Source organism: Nocardia sp. NBC_01327, assembly GCF_035958815.1.
GTDB lineage: Bacteria > Actinomycetota > Actinomycetes > Mycobacteriales > Mycobacteriaceae > Nocardia.
On the sequence record NZ_CP108383.1, the window covers coordinates 6,433,026 to 6,451,144 of the forward strand.

The 18,119-nt window shown below is 67.7% G+C and carries 16 protein-coding genes and 1 pseudogene; 5 read left to right on the forward strand and 12 right to left on the reverse strand.

All coding sequences use genetic code 11. The annotated features are described in order from the left end of the window. Positions 1-45 precede the first annotated feature (45 nt). The 3 genes and pseudogenes from OG326_RS29610 to OG326_RS29620 form a co-directional block, all read right to left on the reverse strand. Positions 46-1,137: pseudogene (locus OG326_RS29610) on the reverse strand (AMP-binding protein). 176 nt (positions 1,138-1,313) lie between these two features. Beyond that, positions 1,314-2,600 carry a PucR family transcriptional regulator gene (locus tag OG326_RS29615; RefSeq protein WP_327140418.1) on the reverse strand — a complete coding sequence of 429 codons (1,287 nt, stop codon included), beginning with the start codon at positions 2,598-2,600 and terminating at the stop codon, positions 1,314-1,316. Positions 2,601-2,627: 27 nt separating this feature from the next. After that, a complete protein-coding gene (locus OG326_RS29620; protein ID WP_327140419.1) occupies positions 2,628-3,230 on the reverse strand; it encodes a TetR/AcrR family transcriptional regulator in 603 nt (200 codons plus the stop codon). A 59-nt stretch (positions 3,231-3,289) separates the two neighbouring features. On the opposite strand from OG326_RS29620, the gene OG326_RS29625 reads away from it, so the two are divergent. Then, positions 3,290-3,955 carry a DUF305 domain-containing protein gene (locus tag OG326_RS29625; protein ID WP_327140420.1) on the forward strand — a complete coding sequence of 222 codons (666 nt, stop codon included), beginning with the start codon at positions 3,290-3,292 and terminating at the stop codon, positions 3,953-3,955. Positions 3,956-4,068: 113 nt separating this feature from the next. On the opposite strand, the gene OG326_RS29630 is transcribed toward OG326_RS29625, so the two are convergent. Further along, positions 4,069-5,316: a helix-turn-helix domain-containing protein gene (locus OG326_RS29630; RefSeq protein WP_327140421.1), complete on the reverse strand. Its 1,248-nt coding sequence runs from the start codon at positions 5,314-5,316 to the stop codon at positions 4,069-4,071. A gap of 146 nt (positions 5,317-5,462) precedes the next feature. Between OG326_RS29630 and OG326_RS29635 the strand changes: the two genes are divergently transcribed. Together OG326_RS29635 and OG326_RS29640 are read left to right on the forward strand one after the other, a co-directional pair. Continuing rightward, the gene (locus tag OG326_RS29635; protein WP_327140422.1) at positions 5,463-6,455 is read left to right on the forward strand and encodes a poly(ethylene terephthalate) hydrolase family protein; all 993 of its coding nucleotides are present in this window, start codon (positions 5,463-5,465) and stop codon (positions 6,453-6,455) included. A gap of 17 nt (positions 6,456-6,472) precedes the next feature. Beyond that, on the forward strand, positions 6,473-8,857 hold the full coding sequence (locus tag OG326_RS29640; RefSeq protein ID WP_327140423.1) for a glycoside hydrolase family 3 C-terminal domain-containing protein: 2,385 nt from the start codon (positions 6,473-6,475) through the stop codon (positions 8,855-8,857). A gap of 31 nt (positions 8,858-8,888) precedes the next feature. Here the strand turns inward: OG326_RS29640 and mhpB are convergent, their stop codons facing one another. Genes mhpB through OG326_RS29655 form a run of 3 tightly spaced genes read right to left on the reverse strand, consistent with a single transcriptional unit; the run spans position 8,889 to position 11,214 of the window. Further along, entirely contained in the window at positions 8,889-9,839 is a 951-nt protein-coding gene (gene mhpB, locus OG326_RS29645; protein WP_327140424.1) for a 3-carboxyethylcatechol 2,3-dioxygenase, read from the reverse strand. Continuing rightward, on the reverse strand, positions 9,836-10,714 hold the full coding sequence (locus OG326_RS29650; RefSeq protein WP_327140425.1) for an alpha/beta fold hydrolase: 879 nt from the start codon (positions 10,712-10,714) through the stop codon (positions 9,836-9,838). Before OG326_RS29650 ends, mhpB begins: the two co-directional genes overlap by 4 nt. After that, positions 10,711-11,214 (reverse strand): cupin domain-containing protein, encoded by a 504-nt coding sequence (locus OG326_RS29655; RefSeq protein WP_327140426.1) that lies wholly within the window; start codon positions 11,212-11,214, stop codon positions 10,711-10,713. Before OG326_RS29655 ends, OG326_RS29650 begins: the two co-directional genes overlap by 4 nt. 118 nt (positions 11,215-11,332) lie before the next feature. On the opposite strand from OG326_RS29655, the gene OG326_RS29660 reads away from it, so the two are divergent. Further along, positions 11,333-12,088: an IclR family transcriptional regulator gene (locus tag OG326_RS29660; protein ID WP_327140427.1), complete on the forward strand. Its 756-nt coding sequence runs from the start codon at positions 11,333-11,335 to the stop codon at positions 12,086-12,088. Here OG326_RS29660 and OG326_RS29665 read toward each other — a convergent pair. Beyond that, positions 12,046-13,596, reverse strand: a complete 1,551-nt coding sequence (locus OG326_RS29665) for a flavin-containing monooxygenase (protein ID WP_327140428.1) — start codon at positions 13,594-13,596, stop codon at positions 12,046-12,048. The two genes, OG326_RS29660 and OG326_RS29665, sit on opposite strands and share 43 nt — an antisense overlap. A 165-nt stretch (positions 13,597-13,761) precedes the next feature. On the opposite strand from OG326_RS29665, the gene OG326_RS29670 reads away from it, so the two are divergent. After that, positions 13,762-14,247 (forward strand): cupin domain-containing protein, encoded by a 486-nt coding sequence (locus OG326_RS29670; RefSeq protein WP_327140429.1) that lies wholly within the window; start codon positions 13,762-13,764, stop codon positions 14,245-14,247. Between the two features lie 42 nt (positions 14,248-14,289). On the opposite strand, the gene OG326_RS29675 is transcribed toward OG326_RS29670, so the two are convergent. From OG326_RS29675 to OG326_RS29690, 4 genes are all read right to left on the reverse strand, one after another. Beyond that, on the reverse strand, positions 14,290-14,655 hold the full coding sequence (locus tag OG326_RS29675; protein WP_327140430.1) for a VOC family protein: 366 nt from the start codon (positions 14,653-14,655) through the stop codon (positions 14,290-14,292). A 30-nt stretch (positions 14,656-14,685) separates the two neighbouring features. Further along, on the reverse strand, positions 14,686-15,225 hold the full coding sequence (locus OG326_RS29680) for a DUF779 domain-containing protein (RefSeq protein ID WP_442791062.1): 540 nt from the start codon (positions 15,223-15,225) through the stop codon (positions 14,686-14,688). Next, a complete protein-coding gene (gene adh / locus OG326_RS29685) occupies positions 15,222-16,745 on the reverse strand; it encodes an aldehyde dehydrogenase (RefSeq protein ID WP_327140432.1) in 1,524 nt (507 codons plus the stop codon). Before adh ends, OG326_RS29680 begins: the two co-directional genes overlap by 4 nt. A 94-nt stretch (positions 16,746-16,839) precedes the next feature. Then, positions 16,840-18,069, reverse strand: a complete 1,230-nt coding sequence (locus OG326_RS29690; RefSeq protein WP_327146616.1) for a helix-turn-helix domain-containing protein — start codon at positions 18,067-18,069, stop codon at positions 16,840-16,842. Positions 18,070-18,119: the final 50 nt, after the last annotated feature.

Genomic DNA, 18,119 nt, shown 5'->3' on the forward strand with positions numbered 1-18,119 from the left:
GCGCCAGTTCCACCGTGTCTGCTCCGGGCATTCGATCGGTCCTCGTCAGAGGAGACGCTGATCGAATATCCGGAAATCTCGGGCGCCCGGTCGCTCCACCGCCACCGAGACACACAGGTCCGGCACGATCCGGTGGACGCTGCCCAGCGGGACCGGCTCGGTCATCCCCCACGCTTGACGCAGTCGGAGGCCGTGCCGCTCGAATCCGTCGAACATGCTGCGCGCCACCACGGTTCCGACGACGATCAGCCGCCCGAGCCGGCTCAGATCCCACCGGCGCGGCGCGATATCGAGTGTCCCGAGCAGTGCCATCCACACGTGCGGCTCGCTCACCGCCACCGTAACCCCTTCGGCGGCACACAGATCCAGCAATCCGAAGGGGTCCAGCGGCGGTCCGGGCAGGATGATTCGCGCACCGACCATCACCGCGGCAAAGGGCAATCCCCAGGCATCGGGATGGAACATCTGCACTGTCGGCAGCAGGGTGTCCCGTCCGGAGACACCCAGCTCATCCGGTAGCGCGACGGCCAGCGACTGCAGTACCAGTGCGCGGTGCGAACAGAATGCGCGCTGTGGGAGACCGGCGAAATCGATGGTGTAACACAGTGCGGCGGAGCGTCTTTCGTCGATCTCCGGCTAGGTCATGGGCGCCGCGCGGGCGATGAGCGTCTCGTAGTCGCGCATTCCCGCCGGGGCAGACCCGCTCCGGCCGACCACGATCACATGCTCGAAGTCGAACCCGTGCCGGAAGCTTTCGAAAACCTCCAGCAGCGACTCGTCGACGACGATGACCCGGTCCCGGGCATCGTGGACGATGGCGGCGAGTTCATAGGCGCTCCGGCGCGGATCGAGAGTGTGCAGGACCGCTCCCATGGCGGGGACGGCGAAGCACAGCTCCAGCAGCTCGGCCTGATTCCACAGCAGGGTCGCGACCGGATCACCGTCCCCGATCCCGAGAACCGCCAGGGCGGTGCCCAGCTTGCGAGCTCGAAGAGCGCACGCACCCACCGTGGTTCGCGCAATGCTGTCATCGGGTCGGCGAGTGACGACCTCCTGGTACGCATGGAACCGTTCGGCTCGCTCGAGGACAGCGGTCAGGGTCAGCGGGTGGTCGTCCATCGTCACTGCATTGATCATCGGAGCTCCCGAATCGCCTGCCCCGCTGGGGATTTGCCATAGGCCCCGCCGGAGGGGCGCGGCGTGCCCCTCCGGCAGGAATGGCGGCCGAGGGGCCGCCGCACGTCACCGTAGGTGAGCCGGATACCCACGGCTCGTGGCCGGACGACAATGTTTCGGCGGAAACTGTGCTCGGGTCACAAATCTGCGACGGGTAGGGCGGTCAGCCCCGATAACGACGGCAAGATCGCCAATGCGACCTGCAGGTCCAGCAGTCCGGTGTCGACGCCGCGACCCAGGATCGACTCCGCCTGCTGCACGCGATAACTGACCGTATTCGGATGGACGGTCAGCCGATCGGCGGCACGACGGCGGCTGCGGTTCTCCTCGAGATAGACCGCCAGGGTCATGGCCAGCCGGAAGGTGTTCTCCTCCGGTGCTGCCAGGGGCCCGAGCACCCGAGTCACGAAGGCCCGCGCCTGCGCCGGATCGACGGTGCAGAGTGCGGCGACGGCGACGTCCCGATAGCGGGTCACAGGCTCGGCACGAGCGCCGACCAGAACGGCGACCCGGCGCGCGTGTTCGGCATCGATATGACCGCGCCGGAAACCACTCAGGCCGTGGCCGGGTTCGCCGAAGGCCACCCGGACACCCGGCGGGAGGTTCTCGACCCGGCCGAGTTCCTCCACCGTCTCAGGGCCGAACGGATCACGGGTGCTTGCCCATCCGGCGAGAATCAGCGCGCTGAGATGGTGTGTGAAGGTGCTCTCGGCGCCGAGCCGGCGGGCGAGCCCGGCGAATGCCTCGCTCAGCAGTCCCTGCGGGTCGCCGCAGTCGGGGACCGTCTCGACCCAGACGACCAGCGCGGCGTGATGCCGGTTCACCTCGTAGCGCAGGCGTGTTGATGCCCGCGCCACATCGCGCTCGCGTTCGGCGAGAATATCGGCGATCGCCGCCGCCTGAGCCGCCGCGGCGCTGCGCATCCAGCCTTCCTGCTCGATTTCGTAGGCCCGCTCGGCCCGGATCATCGCCCCGTCGGTATAGGCGAAAAGCCAGCCGGTGGCCAGTTCCAGGGCGTCTGCCAACTCCGTGGCATTCCGCGCGGCGGTGGTGATGCCCGCGAACATCCACTGCCACACCCGTTCCTGCGCCATCCGGTACAGCCGCATGATCTCCGAGAGCGGCACCCGGCGCCGCACTCGCGATCTGATCAGCGACAACCCCGGCTCCGGGAGCACGAATCGTCTGGGGTCACTGGCATTCTCCATGGTCTCGGCCAGCTGGACCACATGCGAGAGAATGCTGCCCCGGCTCTCCTCGACGGCCTGCGCATCGGGAAACAGCGCACCCATCTCAGCCTGCATACGGTCGACCGCCTGCTGGGTGAGCGCCGGAGCGTTCCTGCGCAAATCCCGCGCGATCGGGCGCAGTATGTCCGTCCAGACCTGTTGCGCCACACCGGGAACAACCGGTGACCAAGCCATCACCGCGGTACCTTCCATCGCTCGGCCTCAGGTGTGGCGGGCGGCCACGCCCTGGGACGCCATCACGTAGAGAGCGTCGGCCAGGCTGGACACGAATGCGCCGGACTCCCCACCGCCGCGCACCAGGGCATGGAATGTGGTTGTGCCGGAAAGGATCTCGAACAGGAATTCGGAATCCGCGCCCGGCGGTATGCGGCCGTCGTCCACCGCGCCGCCGAGCAGTTCGGCGAAGGCCTTGCGGGCCGGAGCGCCGATGGCCAGCAGTCGGCGGCGCGCCTCCTCGGTCTGGGAATCGGCGAGCAGGCCGGGCACACCCGCGCGGGCGGCCGGACTTTCGGCGCGCACCAGGAAGATCCGCACCCAGGTGGCCAGATCGGCGCGCAGATCACCGGTCGGCTCCGGCGGCGGATGACCCCCCGGACCGTGAATAGCCTCCTCCAGCAAGGCCTGCCGACTCGGCCAGCGCCGATAGATCGCCGGGGTGTTCACCCCGGCGCGTCTGGCGATCGCGACCACGGTCGTCTGCGGGTAGCCCACCTCGGCAAGCAGGTGCCGGGCGGCAATGAGCACCGCGAGGTCCTTATCCCCGTCACGAGGCCGACCAGGGCGCGGCTGGTTATCCGAAGTCACCATTACATAGTAGCCTGTTACGTTATTTCGACGTGGTCAGGACCAGGCGAGAGAAGCACATGAGAAGATTTCCGGCACGGCACCACTGGATAACCGCCGCGGCGCTCGGCTCGCTGGGACTGCTCCTGCTGGTGCTGGGCGCCTCGGCACGGCCCCTGTTCATTTCCGAAAACCCCTCCCCCACACCGATTCTCGATGCCACCGAGATCGGATTCACGCAGGATATGCTCGCCCACCACCAGCAGGCATTGATCATGGTGCAACGGCTGAGTCCCGATGCCGACCCCACGGTGCGCCGACTCGCGCAGCAGATCGCCGACAATCAGCGGGTCGAGATCGGCATGATGCTGGGCTGGCTGCGACTCGCGAATGCCGTGCCCACCGATCCGCACCCGATGGCATGGATGCACGACTCCGCCACATCCATGATGGTCCACGGGCATCAGGCAGCGCCGATGACCGCAAGCCCGGCGACCACCATGCCCGGAATGGCGAGCCCCGCCGAACTCGACGCCCTGTCCGCGGCATCCGGGCGTGATGCGGAAATCCTTTTCCTGCAACTGATGCAGCGCCACCACTTCGGCGGCGTCGCCATGGCCCAGACCGCCGATGCGCTGCTCACCGGCGGTCCGGTCAAACTGGCCGCGCGGGATATGGTCAGCACCCAGAGCCAGGAGATCGGCTTCATCGGACTGCTGCTCGCCCAGCGCACCGGGCTCGGGTAGCACCGCACTGGGCGCTGCCTCCGGCTCGATCGGGTGCTGCCTCCGGCTCGATCGGGTGCTGCCTCCGGCTCGATCGGGTGCTGCCTCCGGCTCGATCGGGTGCTGCCTCCGGCTCAGTGGTTGATCGTGATGTCCGCGATCGCGGTGCGCACCTCTCGAATATCGGCGGACGCCGCGGCGAATTCGAGTGATTCGTGCTGGAAGTCGCGCAGGCGGGCCGCCGTACGACCACCGGCTCGCGGTCCGGCCAATTCCAGGGCGACTCCGGCGAGTTCGGCCGCCCGGTCCGGTTCGCCCAGCATCAAATGCAGTCGGGCGGTGGAGGTCACCGTCATCACCGGTGGAACGATATTGCCGGGCAGGGGAGTTCGATCCATGCCGAAGGCCGCACCGGCCAGCCGCGGACGCGTCGCGACCAGATGCCGGTAACTGGGGCCGAGCAGTTCCGATTGCCTGCCCCGGCTCGGCCAGGTGCGCCGGGGTCCGAGCAGGAAGCTCAGATTCAATGCGGTCAGGCTCCGGTCGACCGGGGTATCCGCGGGCGGGCTCGCGGCCGCCTCCAGATGACATTCCGTGGCGTAGGCGGTTTCCCGCTCGAACGCGGTGGTGTCGCCGACGATGCCGTACGCGGTGGCCTGCAGATGTGCCAGCGTGCCGCGCAATCGCGGACTCGCGGACCGGCGGGCGACGTACTGCGCCAGCTGGGCCACCTCCAGCCCGTCCGCGGGACGGCCCTGGTCCAGGTACTGCATGGCCAATCCGGCCAGGGCGGCCGCGACCAGGCTGGCATCACCGGCGATATGCGCAAGGCGCGCGGAACCCAGGTAATACCGGCGGGCCGAGTCGGTGTCCTCGATATCCCAGGACATGGCGGCGGCGATATCGGCGAGTTCCGCACCGGCGCGCAGGGCCTGTTCGGCGCGGCCCGCACCCGGCGAGAGCTGGTGCAGGCGCGGCAGATTCGCCTCCAGCCAGTCGATGACCGCACGCCGGGGCGGTGTCGATTCGGACCACTGCAGCCCGCGCGCCCACCTCGCCAATCGCTCGGCCGCACCCAGTTCCGCGAGGGTGAACCCGGTTTCCGCGCCACCGGCAAGAGCGCTGGGCACCAGGAACGACGCCAGTTCGATCGACAGCTCACCCTCGGACCGCGCGGGCATCGGCATCTGCGCGTACAGCGGACTCAGCGATATGCCGAGCGCCGACTCGTAGGCGGTGACATGCTCGACGCGAGCAATCCGGGCACCGGTTTCCAGCTGCCCGAGGTACGGCTTCGAATAGTTCGTCCGCGCGGCCATGCCCTGCAGACTCAGCCCGGCCGCCATCCGCGCGGTGCGCAGCGCACGCCCGATCTCCGTCATGCGCCCCGCCTCTCTGCAGGCCGACCGGTTCGTCCCGGATCGAGTATTTCGCCAGAATACGTCCGACCGCATCCGCCGTCTGCAACTGTCTGCAGAACGCTGCGGATGGGCCCGGACCAGTCATAACGGCCATAACGTCTGCGTTCGTGAATGACAGCAGTCGAAAATCCACACGGCAGCGCGGCCGTGTCCATACCGTCGCAGCGGCAATCGCGCTCTCCTGCGCTGCGATCTCGGCCGTGGCCCCGGCCCAGGCGGCACCCGACTATCAGCCCGGCGGGCCGGTCGAAGCCACCTATCACGCGGCCGGTCCCCATCCGGTAGCCAAGCGCGCCGGGACCGACTGCTGCAGTTCCACCGGAGATGCCTGGGATATCTGGTACCCGGCGGATCTGGGCGCGAGCGGGACCCGCCATCCGGTCATCACCTGGGGAGACGGCACCTGGGCGCATCCGAGGGAGTACGACTTCCTGCTGTCGCACCTGGCCTCCTGGGGTTTCGTGGTGATCGCCCCCGACCTGACCAATACCGGTTCGGGCACGCAGATGCTCGACGGCGTGAACTTCCTGACCCAGCAGAACAGCGATCCGAACAGCGAGTTCTACGGGAAGATCGACACCTCCGCGGTCGCCACCATGGGCCACTCCCAGGGCGGGCTCGGCGCTCTCAACGCGGCAGCTCATTCGAACGGCCTCGTCAAAACAACGGTCACCCTCGAGATGCCGGGCCAGGGGCTGTGCGACAGCATGCCGCCGGGTGTCCTCGACCTGAACTCCTGTCATGTCCCCACCGGTCAGATCTCGAACTCGGTGCTGCTCGTCAGCGGAACCGCGGACCCCATCACCTCGGCCGATTCGCCCAGCGGGAACGCCATGCAGGACGTCTACAACGCGCTGCCCGCATCGATCCCGAAGGCCCGGGCGGCGCTGATCAATGCCAGCCACAACGACATTCAGGGTCAGCCCGGATGCACCAATTTCGGCTGCAATGACGGTGTCGACGGCTATCTCGGCTATGTGACCGCATGGCTCCTGGACCGGCTGACCGGCGATTCGCAGGCGCACAGCGTCTTCGTCTCCGGCACAGGCGAATTCCAGCACAACGCGCACTGGTCCGACCAGCAGAGCAATATCAATTGAAAGGGGAACACCCGCATATGGACGACCGCATCGACCAGTTGCTGGCCAAGCTCGACCTACCGGCGAAGCTACGACTCATCTCCGGAGCCGGTCTGTTCCGGCTGGCGGGCGATCCCGGCATCGGGCTCGCGGAGATGCCGATCTCGGACGGACCGTCCGGGGTGCGCGGGGAGAGCATGGACGAGCCGGATCCCTCGGTGAGCCTGCCGTCGGGCACCGCGGTGGCCGCGACATGGGATCCGGAGTTGCTCATCGAGATCGGCGCGCTGATCGCCGCCGAGGCGCGGCGCAAGGACGTGTACGCGGTACTGGGACCGACCATCAATCTGCACCGCTCACCCCTGGGCGGGCGGCACTTCGAATCCTTCTCCGAGGACCCCGTGCTCACGGGCGAGATGGCCGCCGCGTATGTGCGCGCGGTCCAGGACAACGGGGTGAGCGCGTGCCCGAAACACTACGTGGCCAATGATTCCGAGACCGAACGCTTCAGCGTGGACGTCCAGGTTTCCGACCGCGCGCTGCGCGAGCTCTACCTCTACCCGTTCGAGCGCGCGGTCGAGGCCGGCGCCTGGATGATCATGGACGCCTACAACGGTGTGAACGGCGCCGCCATGTCGGACAACCCGCTGCTGGACGAACCCCTCAAGGGCGAATGGGGATTCGACGGCGTCGTGGTCTCGGACTGGGGCGCCGTCCGGACCACCGAGGCCGCCTCCGGGGGCACCGATCTCTGCATGCCCGGCCCGCCGATGCTGTGGGGTGAGCCGCTGCTGGCCGCGCTCGACGCCGGGACGGTCTCCGAGGACGCGATCGACGAAAAGGTCCGGCGCATACTGCGATTCGCCACCCGTGTCGGCGCGCTCGACGGAACTCCGCTGCCTACCCAGGATTTCACCGACAACCAGGCACGGAATCTGGTGCGGCGGTTCACGACGCAGTCGATGGTGCTGGTGCGCAATGACGGAACGCTCCCGCTGAGCCCGGGCACGACGGTCGCGGTGCTCGGACCGTCCGCGGCCGAACCGCGCATCATGGGCGGCGGCAGTGCGACCGTATTCCCGACCCACATCAGCACTCCGCTGGCCGGATTGCGGGCCGTGCTGCCCGTGACGCATACACCGGGCGTCCGCCTGATCGAAGGGCTGATCGCCGCACCGACAGAGTTGATCACCGATCCGGAGATCGGAACGCCCGGAGTGCGGGTGCGCTACTTCGACGGCGCCACCGAGATCGGCGCCCGGCATCGCAGCATCGCCCACATGGTGCTGCTCGGTGACGAATTGGCCACCCGTGCAACACATATCGAAATGCATGCGCGGCTGCGCGCCGATATTGCGGGCGAATGGCAGCTCGGCTTCGGCGGCACCGGCGAGGTGCGACTCGATATCGACGGGACCCCGGCGATCGACGAGAACGTCGTCGATGCCGCGGGCGATCCGGTCGCGGCGCTGCTGGAACCACCGCAGCGGTCGGTGGCCCGCATCCTGGCCGCCGGACAGGAGGTCGACCTGCGTCTCACGATCGCGGTCCCCGAGGCCATACCCGGACTCGGCGTCCTGCTGGCCTTCCTGCTGGGCATCGATCGTCCACAGCGGCCCAAGGACGAAGAGTTCGCCGCCGCCGTCGAATTGGCGCGCACCGCCGACGTGGCGGTGGTCCTGGTCGGCACCAGCGAGAAGATCGAGAGCGAAGGCACCGACCGCACCTCGCTGCGCCTGCCCGACCGCCAGGACGAACTCGTCGCCGCGGTCGCGGCCGTGAATCCGCGCACTGTCGTCGTGGTCAATTCCGGTGCGCCGGTGGAGATGCCGTGGCGCGAGGACGTCGCCGCGGTGCTGCTGACCTGGTTCCCCGGTCAGGAATTCGGCGATGCGCTCGCGAATGTCCTCACCGGAGTGGCCGAACCCGGCGGCCGCCTGCCCACCACCTGGCCCAAGACCATCGCCGACGTCCCGGTCCTGAGCACCACACCGGAGCAGGGCGTCCTCACCTACACCGAGGACATCCACATCGGCTACCGCGCCTGGCTGCGCACCGGCGCCGAACCCGCGTACCCCTTCGGGCACGGACTCGGCTACACCACGTGGTCTTCCGGCGATCTACGGGTCACCGGACGCAAAGCCAGCATTACCGTCACCAATACCGGCACCCGCACCGGAAAACAGGTCTACCAGGCCTACCTGTCCCGCCCCGACAGCACGATCGACCGGCCGATCCGATGGCTGGCCGGCTTCACCGCCGTCACCCTCGGCTCCGGCCAGTCCCGCACCGTCGACATCGAACTCCCCCGCCGCGCGTTCGAACACTGGACACCCGAGGGCTGGACGATCGAACCCGGCGCCTTCACCCTCCACGTCGGCACATCGGTCACCGACCTTCCCCACACGACAGAGGTGAACTGATCGATCTGCCGGACCTGGGCATCGCTTCCGACTATGCCGAATTCTGCTGGTGTACCGGAAAAGTGGTTCCGATGCCCATTCCGGTGATCCATTCCGGGACGGGTTCGTAGCTGGTCCAGACGAAAGGCGCGGCCGCGGCGGCGGCGCCGATCAGCCAGTTGCGGATCTCGTTGCCGCCGCGGCCCGCGACATGTTCGAGCTCGGTGTCGGCGAGAGCGGTGATCGAGGCCAGGTCGCTGTGGCGCAGGCGGTCCAGGAACCAGGTGTCCCATGCGATATTGACCCGGGCGTTCGGATCGCCTCCGAGGGCGCGGATTCGGGGCTCTCGGGCCGCGTCGAAGGCGTGCGGATCGCGGCCGCCGTGGATCACGCCCGCGCGGCGTTCGCGGTCGAGGTCCGGGTCGCGAGGGTCCGCGGACGGCAGCCAGTGCGACAGTCCGCCGCTGGCGATGAGCAGGACCCGGTCCGCGTGCTCGGCCGCGCGGAGGGCGTCGCCGAGCGCGCGGCCCAGGTCGGCGCAGCGCGACAGGGTGGGCAGCGGCGGCGCCGTGGTGTTCACTACCAGCGGGACCATGGGGATATCCGCAGTGCCGCAGATCATTTCGTAGCTCTGCACGATGCCGTGGTCCACGGTCAGCGCATAGGACAGCGCCAGGTCGAATCCGGCCGCGGTGACCTGCTGCCGGATCGACCAGGCCAGCGTGTCCGCCACCGCTACAGGCCCCGGGCGGCTGCCGAAATCACCGAATCCGGTGGCCTGTTCGACGCCGAGCACAAACGGCGGCATCAGGTCGTAGAAGGTGGCGTGAAAATGGTCGGGGCCGATGAGGACTACCGCATCGGGAGCCAGGCGGGCCACGACCGCGGCGACTCGCGCGGTGTCGGCGAGGAAGCGCGCGCCGGGTGCGGTGGGCCCGTCCGGTGGCAGCAGGTGTGCGAAGGGCGAGTGCGAAACGGCCACCAGGCCGACTATCTCGCTCATGCCGGATCCTTGCCGAGCAGCAGGAATTCGCGATGCGCGTACAGGAATTCGTCGCGCTTCTCCCACTGCGGCCAATGCCCGGCGTCGGTGATCACATGCAGGCGGGCATCGGGCAACCAGTTCAGCAGCAGTTCGGCTTCGTCGAGACCGCCGGTCGGATCGTGGTCGGTCCACAGCAGCAGCGTCGGTGCGCCGATCCTGCCGACCCATGCGGGCCGCCAGGCGAAGTCCTTGCGCACCACCGGATCCTGCAGCACCAGAATGTTCTCGGCGGCCCGCACGAAGCCGGGGCGGCTGTACACCGCACGGCGCAGGTTCACCAGCTCATCGGTCACCAATTCCTTGTGGTGGAACAGGAATTCGACCCGCTGACGCACGAGGGCCGGATTCGGGTCACGCACCGCCGCCATGGTGCTCTCCCGCATCTTCACCATGACCTCCGGCTTGTCGGCGATATTGCCGGGGGTATTGAGAATCAGTCGCCGCACCCGGTCCGGATGGTGCGCCGCGGCCCAGGCCACCACCCAGCCGCCCAGTGATTCGCCCGACAGATGCGCCGCCTCGATACCCAGGGTGTCCATCAGGCCGATCAGGTGCGCCGCGAGCACATCGGTCGTGTACGGGTAATCGGGCAGGTCGGACCATCCGTGGCCGACCATGTCATAGACGGTGACCCGGAAATCCTCGGCCAGACCCGCGATATCGCGGGCATATGCCTCCAGATGACCGGCGGTGCCGTGCACGAGGATCAGATCCGGTCCGGACCCGGCGCGCAGCACCCGCGTCCGCACTCCGGCCACGTCCACGAAGTGCAATTCATGTGCGGTGGTGGACAATTCACCCCAGATGCCGATGTGCTCGGGCAGCGCGTTCATGACGATTCCTTTCCGAATCGGGTGCGGGCCTCGGCGACGGTCACCAGCCCGGCACTCTGCCTGCGCCCCACCCCGAGCGCACCGAGCAGCCGGGAGTTCTCGATGGTGAGGAATTCGACCGGTTCGGTGGCGGAGTCGTTGTAGTGCCGGTGCCAGGTCCACGGCGGGGTGTAGATGAAATCCCCACTCCCCCAGGGCTCGGTCTCATCCTCGATCTCGCTGTGCCCGCTGCCGGAGATCACGTAGTGCACGGTCTCGTGGTGGTGGCGCTGCATATCCGAGCTCAGCCCGGCCGGGATGGTCTGCCGGAAGATCTCGAAGGTGACGGTCGGAAGCCGGCCGGCGATCGCCAAGGCGGTGGGGTTGTGCACCTGATCGGCCGGTAGTGGCGTCAACTGGTCGGCGTGCACGACGAGCGGTCGTGCCGCACCGGGCGGCACGGTCTGCGCGAGCGCGCCGAGAAAGTCCGCCACCTGGAAATCGCTTCCGCTGCTTGCCATCGGATTAGCCTGGCTGGTATCGGGATGAATGTGATCGAAGCGTTCCCCTGGGAGAAACGGCGGCACCGTGCGAGACGACACAGCACCCGGCGACAGCGATAGCGCGCGGGATACGCCGATGAGCGGATTGGAGCGCGCCGCAGCCATTTTCGAGGCATTCGACGTGACGCACCGCGAATTGAGCCTGGCCGGCCTGGTGGCCCGCTGCGGGCTGCCCCGCTCCACCGTGTACCGGGCGGCGGAACGGATGGCCGGGCTCGGCTGGCTGGACAAGTTCGGCAACCGCTACCGGATCGGAAGCCGGCTTTTCGAGATCGCCAGCCTCGCGCCGATCCGGCTGCAATTGCGCGAGGCCGTGCTCCCCTTCCTGCACGATCTGCACAATGCCACGATGACCACGGTGCAACTCGGCGTGCTCGAGGGCGACCGAATCCTGGTGGTGGAGAAGATCAGCGGGCACCGGCCCATGCCCATGCTCTCCCAGACCGGCGGCGTCGTTCCGGTGTACTGCTCGGCGCTGGGTCGCGCCATCCTCGCCTACTCCGGCAGGGAAACGGTCGACGCGGTGCTCGATTCCACTATGCCGCAACGCACTCCGCGCACCCTGACCAGCAAGACGGCCATTCTGCGGGAACTCGCCGCGGTCCCCGCACGCGGCTGGGCGAGCGAGCGGGAGGAGGGCAATGTCGGCGTGAGCTGTGTTGCCGCACCGATTTTCGGACCCCTGGGCGACGTCGTCGCGGCCGTCTCGGTCTCCGGGCCCAGCGCCCTGGTGCGGGCCGACCGGATCGCGCCCGCGGTCTGCATGGCCGCGGCCGCATCGTCGCGAGCCTACTTCGCGGCCGCACCGCGCGTGGACTCCGTGCCGCGATAGCTCCCGCGCGACAGCCGATTCGGAGTTGGGCTCGCCGACTGACGCCGGACCAGCGCCGGGGTGATCCTGCGGTAGGCGGCCGGATCGATCGGGGCCAGCCAGTGCCAGGCGCGGACCGGTGCGGGTATGTCCAGGCCGATATCGCCGAGCACCTCGTCCACATTGTGCATGGAGAACGGAATGATCTTCGTACCCCGGCAGTGATGGCGGTCGGTGGCCGCATCGAGAAAGGCGAGCTGAGCGATGACGGCCTCGGCTCTGGTCTGCGCGTCCGGCAGCGTGAGCAGACCGGCCAGGTCGGCCGCGATCCACACCGCCGCCATCTCCGCGTTCAGTGGGCTGAAGAACGACGAGTTGTAGCCGTTGAAGTACAGGCCGGGCACGTGCACCGGCTGAATCTGGCGATAGAGCTGGAAATTCCCGCGCTCGTCGAATATCCGCTCCTGCACATCGGCGGGCAGGAACGGCACGCCCTGGCTGAATCCGGTCGCGCAGACGATCAGATCGGCGGGCAGCACGGTGCCGTCGCTCAATTCGGCGAAGGGGCGGCCGTCGGCGGCGAGCAGCCGGGTGATGGTGCGGTCGCGATGCACGGTGATCGTTCCCGCCGCCACGTTCTCGAAGAAGCCCTCGGTGGCCAAACCGATTGCGCCCCGGACGATGTCCTCCATCTGGCCGGGCGGCACCAGCCCGAGCGTATCCAATCCGAATTGCCGAATCGAGGTGGTGCCGAGGGAATTGACCATGCCGTCACGCATCCCCCTGCCCGGACCGTGCAGGAACCGCTCCACACCACGCAGCCGCGCATAGCGGAACAGTGCCTCGCCGAGCCTGGTGAGCAGCACCAGTTTGAAATTGACCCGGCCGCGGATCCGGCGCGGGACCTTCCACAGCAGCTGCCGGGCAATGACATCCGTGCTCACCGCGACCCCGCTGATCGGCACCGTGACATCGCAGGCCGATTTGCCGTACCCGACAACCAGGACGCGCTTTCCGCGCGCCTGCTCGGCGTCGTGAAATTCCGTGCCGGCACAGAGGATTCCGCCTGCCGCGCGGAAGTCGCCGAGCCCCGGATAGGCGGGAACGGAGGGTTCACAGAACACGCCGTTGGCGACGACCAGGCGATCGAATGTCCCGGTGACGGGCCCGGAGGTGGACGATACCGAGGTGAGGGTCCAGCGGTCATCGGAATTCGACTGTGCCGCAGTCACTTCGGTGTTCAGCCGAATGTTCGCGCCGAGTCCGAAAGCAGCGGTGTACCCGGCCAGATATTCCTGCACCTGCGCGCCGGTCGGCCACTCCGGGAAGTCGCGCGGCATGGGGAAATCCGAGAACGAGTACTGCGCCTTGGGACTCTGCGTGGCCAAGCCCGGATAGCGCCGCGTCCGGCTCCACACCCCGCCGACATCCGGGGCCTTCTCGAAGACCGTGACCGCGTGACCGGCCTGGGTGAGCACCTTGGCCGTGGTGAGACCGGCGACGCCGGCGCCGATGATCGCGATTCGCATGACTGGACCCCTGACATTTCGGTCACCATAGCGTCGGCGCACCGGCGGCGAACCGCAAACAACCGTTCCTCCCAGAGGGATGATGTGCCGGGCTCGATGCGGTGCGGAGTCAGGCTGGAAGCCCAGCCCCGCGCGGCCCGGCCGCGACGAATGAAGGAGTCGGTTGTGGACGTGGATGAGCAGACCCGGGCCGATCGGGCGGACACCGCGCTCGTGCTGCCCGACAGCGGCGAGAATATGGGAGCGATCGGGCTCGGTATCTACCTGCGACTGGACGGCGCGGACACCGGGGGTGCGTATTCGCTGTTCGAGTACGTGGTGCCACCGGGGCTCGGCGGACCGCCCACCCATATCCACACCCGCCAGGACGAGCTGTTCCTCTGCACAGCGGGCCGGGTGGTCGTCGAACTCGACGGTGTGGCACGCACTCTGGCGCCCGGTGCGTCCATGCTGCTACCGCGCAACGTACCCCACGTGTTCTACAACCCGTTCGAGGAGGAGACCCGCATTGTCGCGGTCGTCTCCCCGCCGGGGCTGGAGGAGTACTACCGCGACCTCAGCCGGCTGCCGCCCGGTCCACGCGATATGACCAAGGTCGCCGAAATCATGCGCACACACGGGCTTTCGCTGGTCCCCAAGCCGGCCGGATGACCGCGCCCGGTAACCGGCACGCCACCTGACCCGCCGGATATGTCATTCGGCCGGGTCGTGGGTCGCGATCTGCCAGGTATTGGACCACGGGTCTCGGACCATCGCGCGGCGATCACCGTACGGCGTCAGGGCCGGCGCCTCGAGCGAGGTCGCGCCGGCGGCGATCGCGCGGAGGTAGGTGGCGTCGGCGTCCTCGACGTAGACGTACAAAAAGGCGGGCATTTCTTCGCGCTGCCCACTGCCGCTGATCATCACCAGGGAGTCGCCGATGCGCATTTCGGCCGGTGCTCCGGGACGAAATTCGCCCCCGGCATCGAAGACATCCCTGATGAATGCGACCAGTTTCTCGGGATCCGGCGAAACGATCCGCGGTATCACCGTGGGCCAGCCCTCGGGTTTGAATGCCATACCTCGATTGTCCTCTGATCGAGGCCGGCGTCAGCGCATTTCGCGGCCCGGAATCGGGCAGGCATCGGCGGCCTCGGCGACGACCTGGGGTTCGGTGGAGGGTGCGGGTCGCTCGCCCGCCTCGAAGTCCGCGCCGGTGATGATCGCGACCGTGTTCAGGACGTCGAGTTCGGGTGGATCGAATACCCTTCCGCGACTGAGGAATCGGAAGCCCTCCGGCGATTCCAGGCTGAATCCCGAACCCCGGCCGGGGACCATGTCGAGCACCAGCTGGGTGTGCTGCCACGCGGCGAACTGCGGACCCGAAATCCAGACCTGCACAACGTCTTCGGGCCCGGGCACGGAGTCCGCCGACTCACCGGTCCGCAAGCGCAGGTCGAGCAGTCCGAGTAGGACGTCACGATCGCCGATGATGAATTCGCCTGCGGGGTAACACATCGGGGCCGAGCCGTCACAGCATCCGCCCGACTGATGCAGCATGAGCGGTCCGTGCGTATCGCGGAGGCGACGGAGCAGATCCATCGCCGCCGCGGTGGCACGCGCCCGCCGGGGAGCGGGGGCAGGCATCAGAAGAAGCCCTGAGCCTTCCCTGCATAGCTGACCAGGAGGTTCTTGGTCTGCTGGTAGTGATCGAGCATCATGCGGTGGTTCTCGCGGCCGATGCCGGACTGCTTGTAGCCGCCGAATGCCGCATGCGCGGGGTACTGGTGATAGGTATTGGTCCACACCCGCCCGGCCTGGATATCGCGCCCGGCCCGATAGGCCACCGCGCCGTCCCGCGACCAGACGCCCGCGCCGAGCCCGTACAGGGTGTCATTGGCGAGCTTGATGGCATCGTCGTAATCGGCGAAGGAGGTCACCGAGACGACCGGGCCGAAGATCTCCTCCTGGAAGATCCGCATGGAGTTGCTCCCGGTGAACACGGTCGGCTGCACGTAGTAGCCGCCGGACAGGTCGCCGCCCAGGTCCACGCGCTCACCGCCGGTGAGCAGGGTCGCGCCCTCGGCCTTGCCGATCTCGATGTAGGACAGGATCTTTTCGAGCTGATCATTGCTGGCCTGCGCGCCGATCATGGTCTCGGTATCGAGCGGATCCCCCTGGCGCACAGCCTTGGTGCGCACCACGGCCGCGCTCAGGAAGTCGTCGTAGATATCGGCCTGGATGAGCGCGCGCGAGGGACAGGTGCAGACCTCGCCCTGATTGAGCGCGAACATGGTGAAGCCCTCGAGCGCGCTGTCCTGGAAATCATCGTTCGCGGCAAGCACATCCGAGAAGAAGATGTTCGGGCTCTTACCGCCGAGCTCGAGCGTCACCGGAATCAGGTTCTGCGAGGCGTACTGCATGATCAGCCGGCCGGTGGTGGTCTCACCGGTGAAGGCGATCTTCTTGATGCGCGGGCTGGAGGCGAGCGGCTTGCCCGCCTCGACGCCGAAACCATTGACGATATTGACCACACCGGGCGGCAGCAGATCGCCGATGAGGCTCATCAGGAACAGAATCGAGGCCGGAGTCTGCTCGGCGGGCTTGAGCACCACCGCATTACCGGCGGCGAGCGCGGGCGCGAGCTTCCAGACGGCCATCAGGATCGGGAAGTTCCACGGAATGATCTGCCCGACAACGCCGAGCGGCTCGTGGAAGTGGTAGGCGACGGTGTCGGAGTTGATCTCCGACAGCGAACCCTCCTGCGCGCGAACGGCTCCCGCGAAGTACCGCAGATGGTCGATGGCCAGCGGGATGTCCGCGGCCATGGTCTCGCGGATCGGCTTGCCATTGTCCCAGGCCTCGGCCAGCGCCACGGCCTCGAGATTCGCCTCGATGCGATCGGCGATCTTATTGAGAACGAGGGCGCGCTCGGTCACCGAGGTCTTGCCCCAGGCGGGGGCGGCGGCGTGCGCGGCGTCCAGGGCGAGCTCGATATCCTCCGCGGTCCCGCGGGCGACTTCACAGAACGTCTGACCCGTGACCGGGGTCGGGTTCTCGAAGTACTGACCCTTGACCGGAGCCACCCATTCGCCACCGATCCAATTGTCGTAGCGGGAGGGAAAGGACATCGCGGCGTCGGGGGTGCCGGGGCGGGCGAAGACAGTCATCGAAAGGCTCCTCGATCTGCTGACGGGTATGGCAGTCAGGTGTGACCCAGGACACTACGAGCGAGCATGTTGCAGCACCGTTGCAAGAAGCTGGTCAGATGCCCAGCTTGCGATCGAGCAGCGTCAGCTGCGCTTCCACCTGGGCATATACCGAGGAATTGCGATCCATCGAGCCGAGATAGGCGGCCCACGCGGCAATATCGTCGCGCCCGTCCACACAGCTGGTCCAGCGCGCCAGCAGGCGCGGATCGCCGGTCGCCAGCAGACTCGCGCGCAACCGCCCGTGCAGTTCCGCGCGCAGCTCGGTAATGCCCGGCGCGAGCGAACGCGGCAGCACCGGCCCCGGATACGCGCGCATCGCCGCCGCCGCGTCGCCCCGCGCCAGCGCCCGCCGCACCTCACCGAGGTCGGTATCGAGGTCCATCAGCAGCCGATACGGCCTCGAGGCCAAACCGTTCGCGCCCAGTATCTTTCGCACCCGGGACATTTCCGCACGCACGGTCACCGGATCGAGTTCGGACTCGTCGAGCAGCATGCTCAGATGGTCGGCGCTCAACCCCTCCGGATGATCGGCCAGCAGCACCAGAATCTCGGCATGCCGCTGCGACAGGCGAATTCGCTCACCGGCAATGGTGAGCACGGGCCGGCCGGGACCGAGCACCTGCAACCGTGCCGTTGTGGGATCGGGGACCGTGGGGGCACCGAGCAGATGCAGTCGCAATTCCGATTCCGCCGCCACCACCGTCGCCCGGATCAGCGCCAGCACCTCCGGCGCGGCCACTCGCGGACCGCCGGTGATATCGATCGCACCGATGACCTTGCCGCTCAACGGATCATGCACCGGTGCGGCCGTACAGCTGAACTCGTGCGCGGCCCGGCTGAAATGCTCCGCCCCGAAGATCTGCACATGATGATCGAGAGCCAGCGCGGTCCCCGGCGCATTGGTGCCCACCCGGTCCTCACTCCAGTCCGCGCCCTCGACGAAGTTCATCCCCGCGACGCGATCCTTGACCTTGGAATCACCTTCGACCCACAGCAGCCGACCCCGCGCATCACTGATCGCGACCAGCAGTCCGGCGTCCGACGCATCCTCGACCAGTAGTTTGCGCACCACCGGCCGGATCAGCGCGGTGGGATGTGTTGCCCGATACCGCTGTAGATCCAGCCCGGCCATTCCCACCGCGCCACCGAATCCGTCGGGATCGACCCCACTGCTACGGCTGCGCCGCCACGAATCGAGCACCACCGATCGCACCGAATCACCACTCGGCCGTACCGACGGCAGCCTGGTTCCCTCGATGAATGAGCTGTGCGCAAACGACATCCGCACCGCCAGCTGCGTGACGTCATCCTCCGGCCGAACGGCAACCCACG

What these genes read in the sequence shown, in the direction of transcription:
- OG326_RS29615 (WP_327140418.1), bottom strand. Translation starts at nt 2,600, where the DNA reads ATGGCTTGGTCACCGGTTGTTCCCGGTGTGGCGCAACAGGTCTGGACG.
- OG326_RS29625 (WP_327140420.1), top strand. Translation starts at nt 3,290, where the DNA reads ATGAGAAGATTTCCGGCACGGCACCACTGGATAACCGCCGCGGCGCTC.
- OG326_RS29630 (WP_327140421.1), bottom strand. Translation starts at nt 5,316, where the DNA reads ATGACGGAGATCGGGCGTGCGCTGCGCACCGCGCGGATGGCGGCCGGG.
- OG326_RS29640 (WP_327140423.1), top strand. Translation starts at nt 6,473, where the DNA reads ATGGACGACCGCATCGACCAGTTGCTGGCCAAGCTCGACCTACCGGCG.
- mhpB (WP_327140424.1), bottom strand. Translation starts at nt 9,839, where the DNA reads ATGAGCGAGATAGTCGGCCTGGTGGCCGTTTCGCACTCGCCCTTCGCA.
- OG326_RS29650 (WP_327140425.1), bottom strand. Translation starts at nt 10,714, where the DNA reads ATGAACGCGCTGCCCGAGCACATCGGCATCTGGGGTGAATTGTCCACC.
- OG326_RS29655 (WP_327140426.1), bottom strand. Translation starts at nt 11,214, where the DNA reads ATGGCAAGCAGCGGAAGCGATTTCCAGGTGGCGGACTTTCTCGGCGCG.
- OG326_RS29660 (WP_327140427.1), top strand. Translation starts at nt 11,333, where the DNA reads ATGAGCGGATTGGAGCGCGCCGCAGCCATTTTCGAGGCATTCGACGTG.
- OG326_RS29665 (WP_327140428.1), bottom strand. Translation starts at nt 13,596, where the DNA reads ATGCGAATCGCGATCATCGGCGCCGGCGTCGCCGGTCTCACCACGGCC.
- OG326_RS29675 (WP_327140430.1), bottom strand. Translation starts at nt 14,655, where the DNA reads ATGGCATTCAAACCCGAGGGCTGGCCCACGGTGATACCGCGGATCGTT.
- adh (WP_327140432.1), bottom strand. Translation starts at nt 16,745, where the DNA reads ATGACTGTCTTCGCCCGCCCCGGCACCCCCGACGCCGCGATGTCCTTT.
- OG326_RS29690 (WP_327146616.1), bottom strand. Translation starts at nt 18,069, where the DNA reads ATGTCGTTTGCGCACAGCTCATTCATCGAGGGAACCAGGCTGCCGTCG.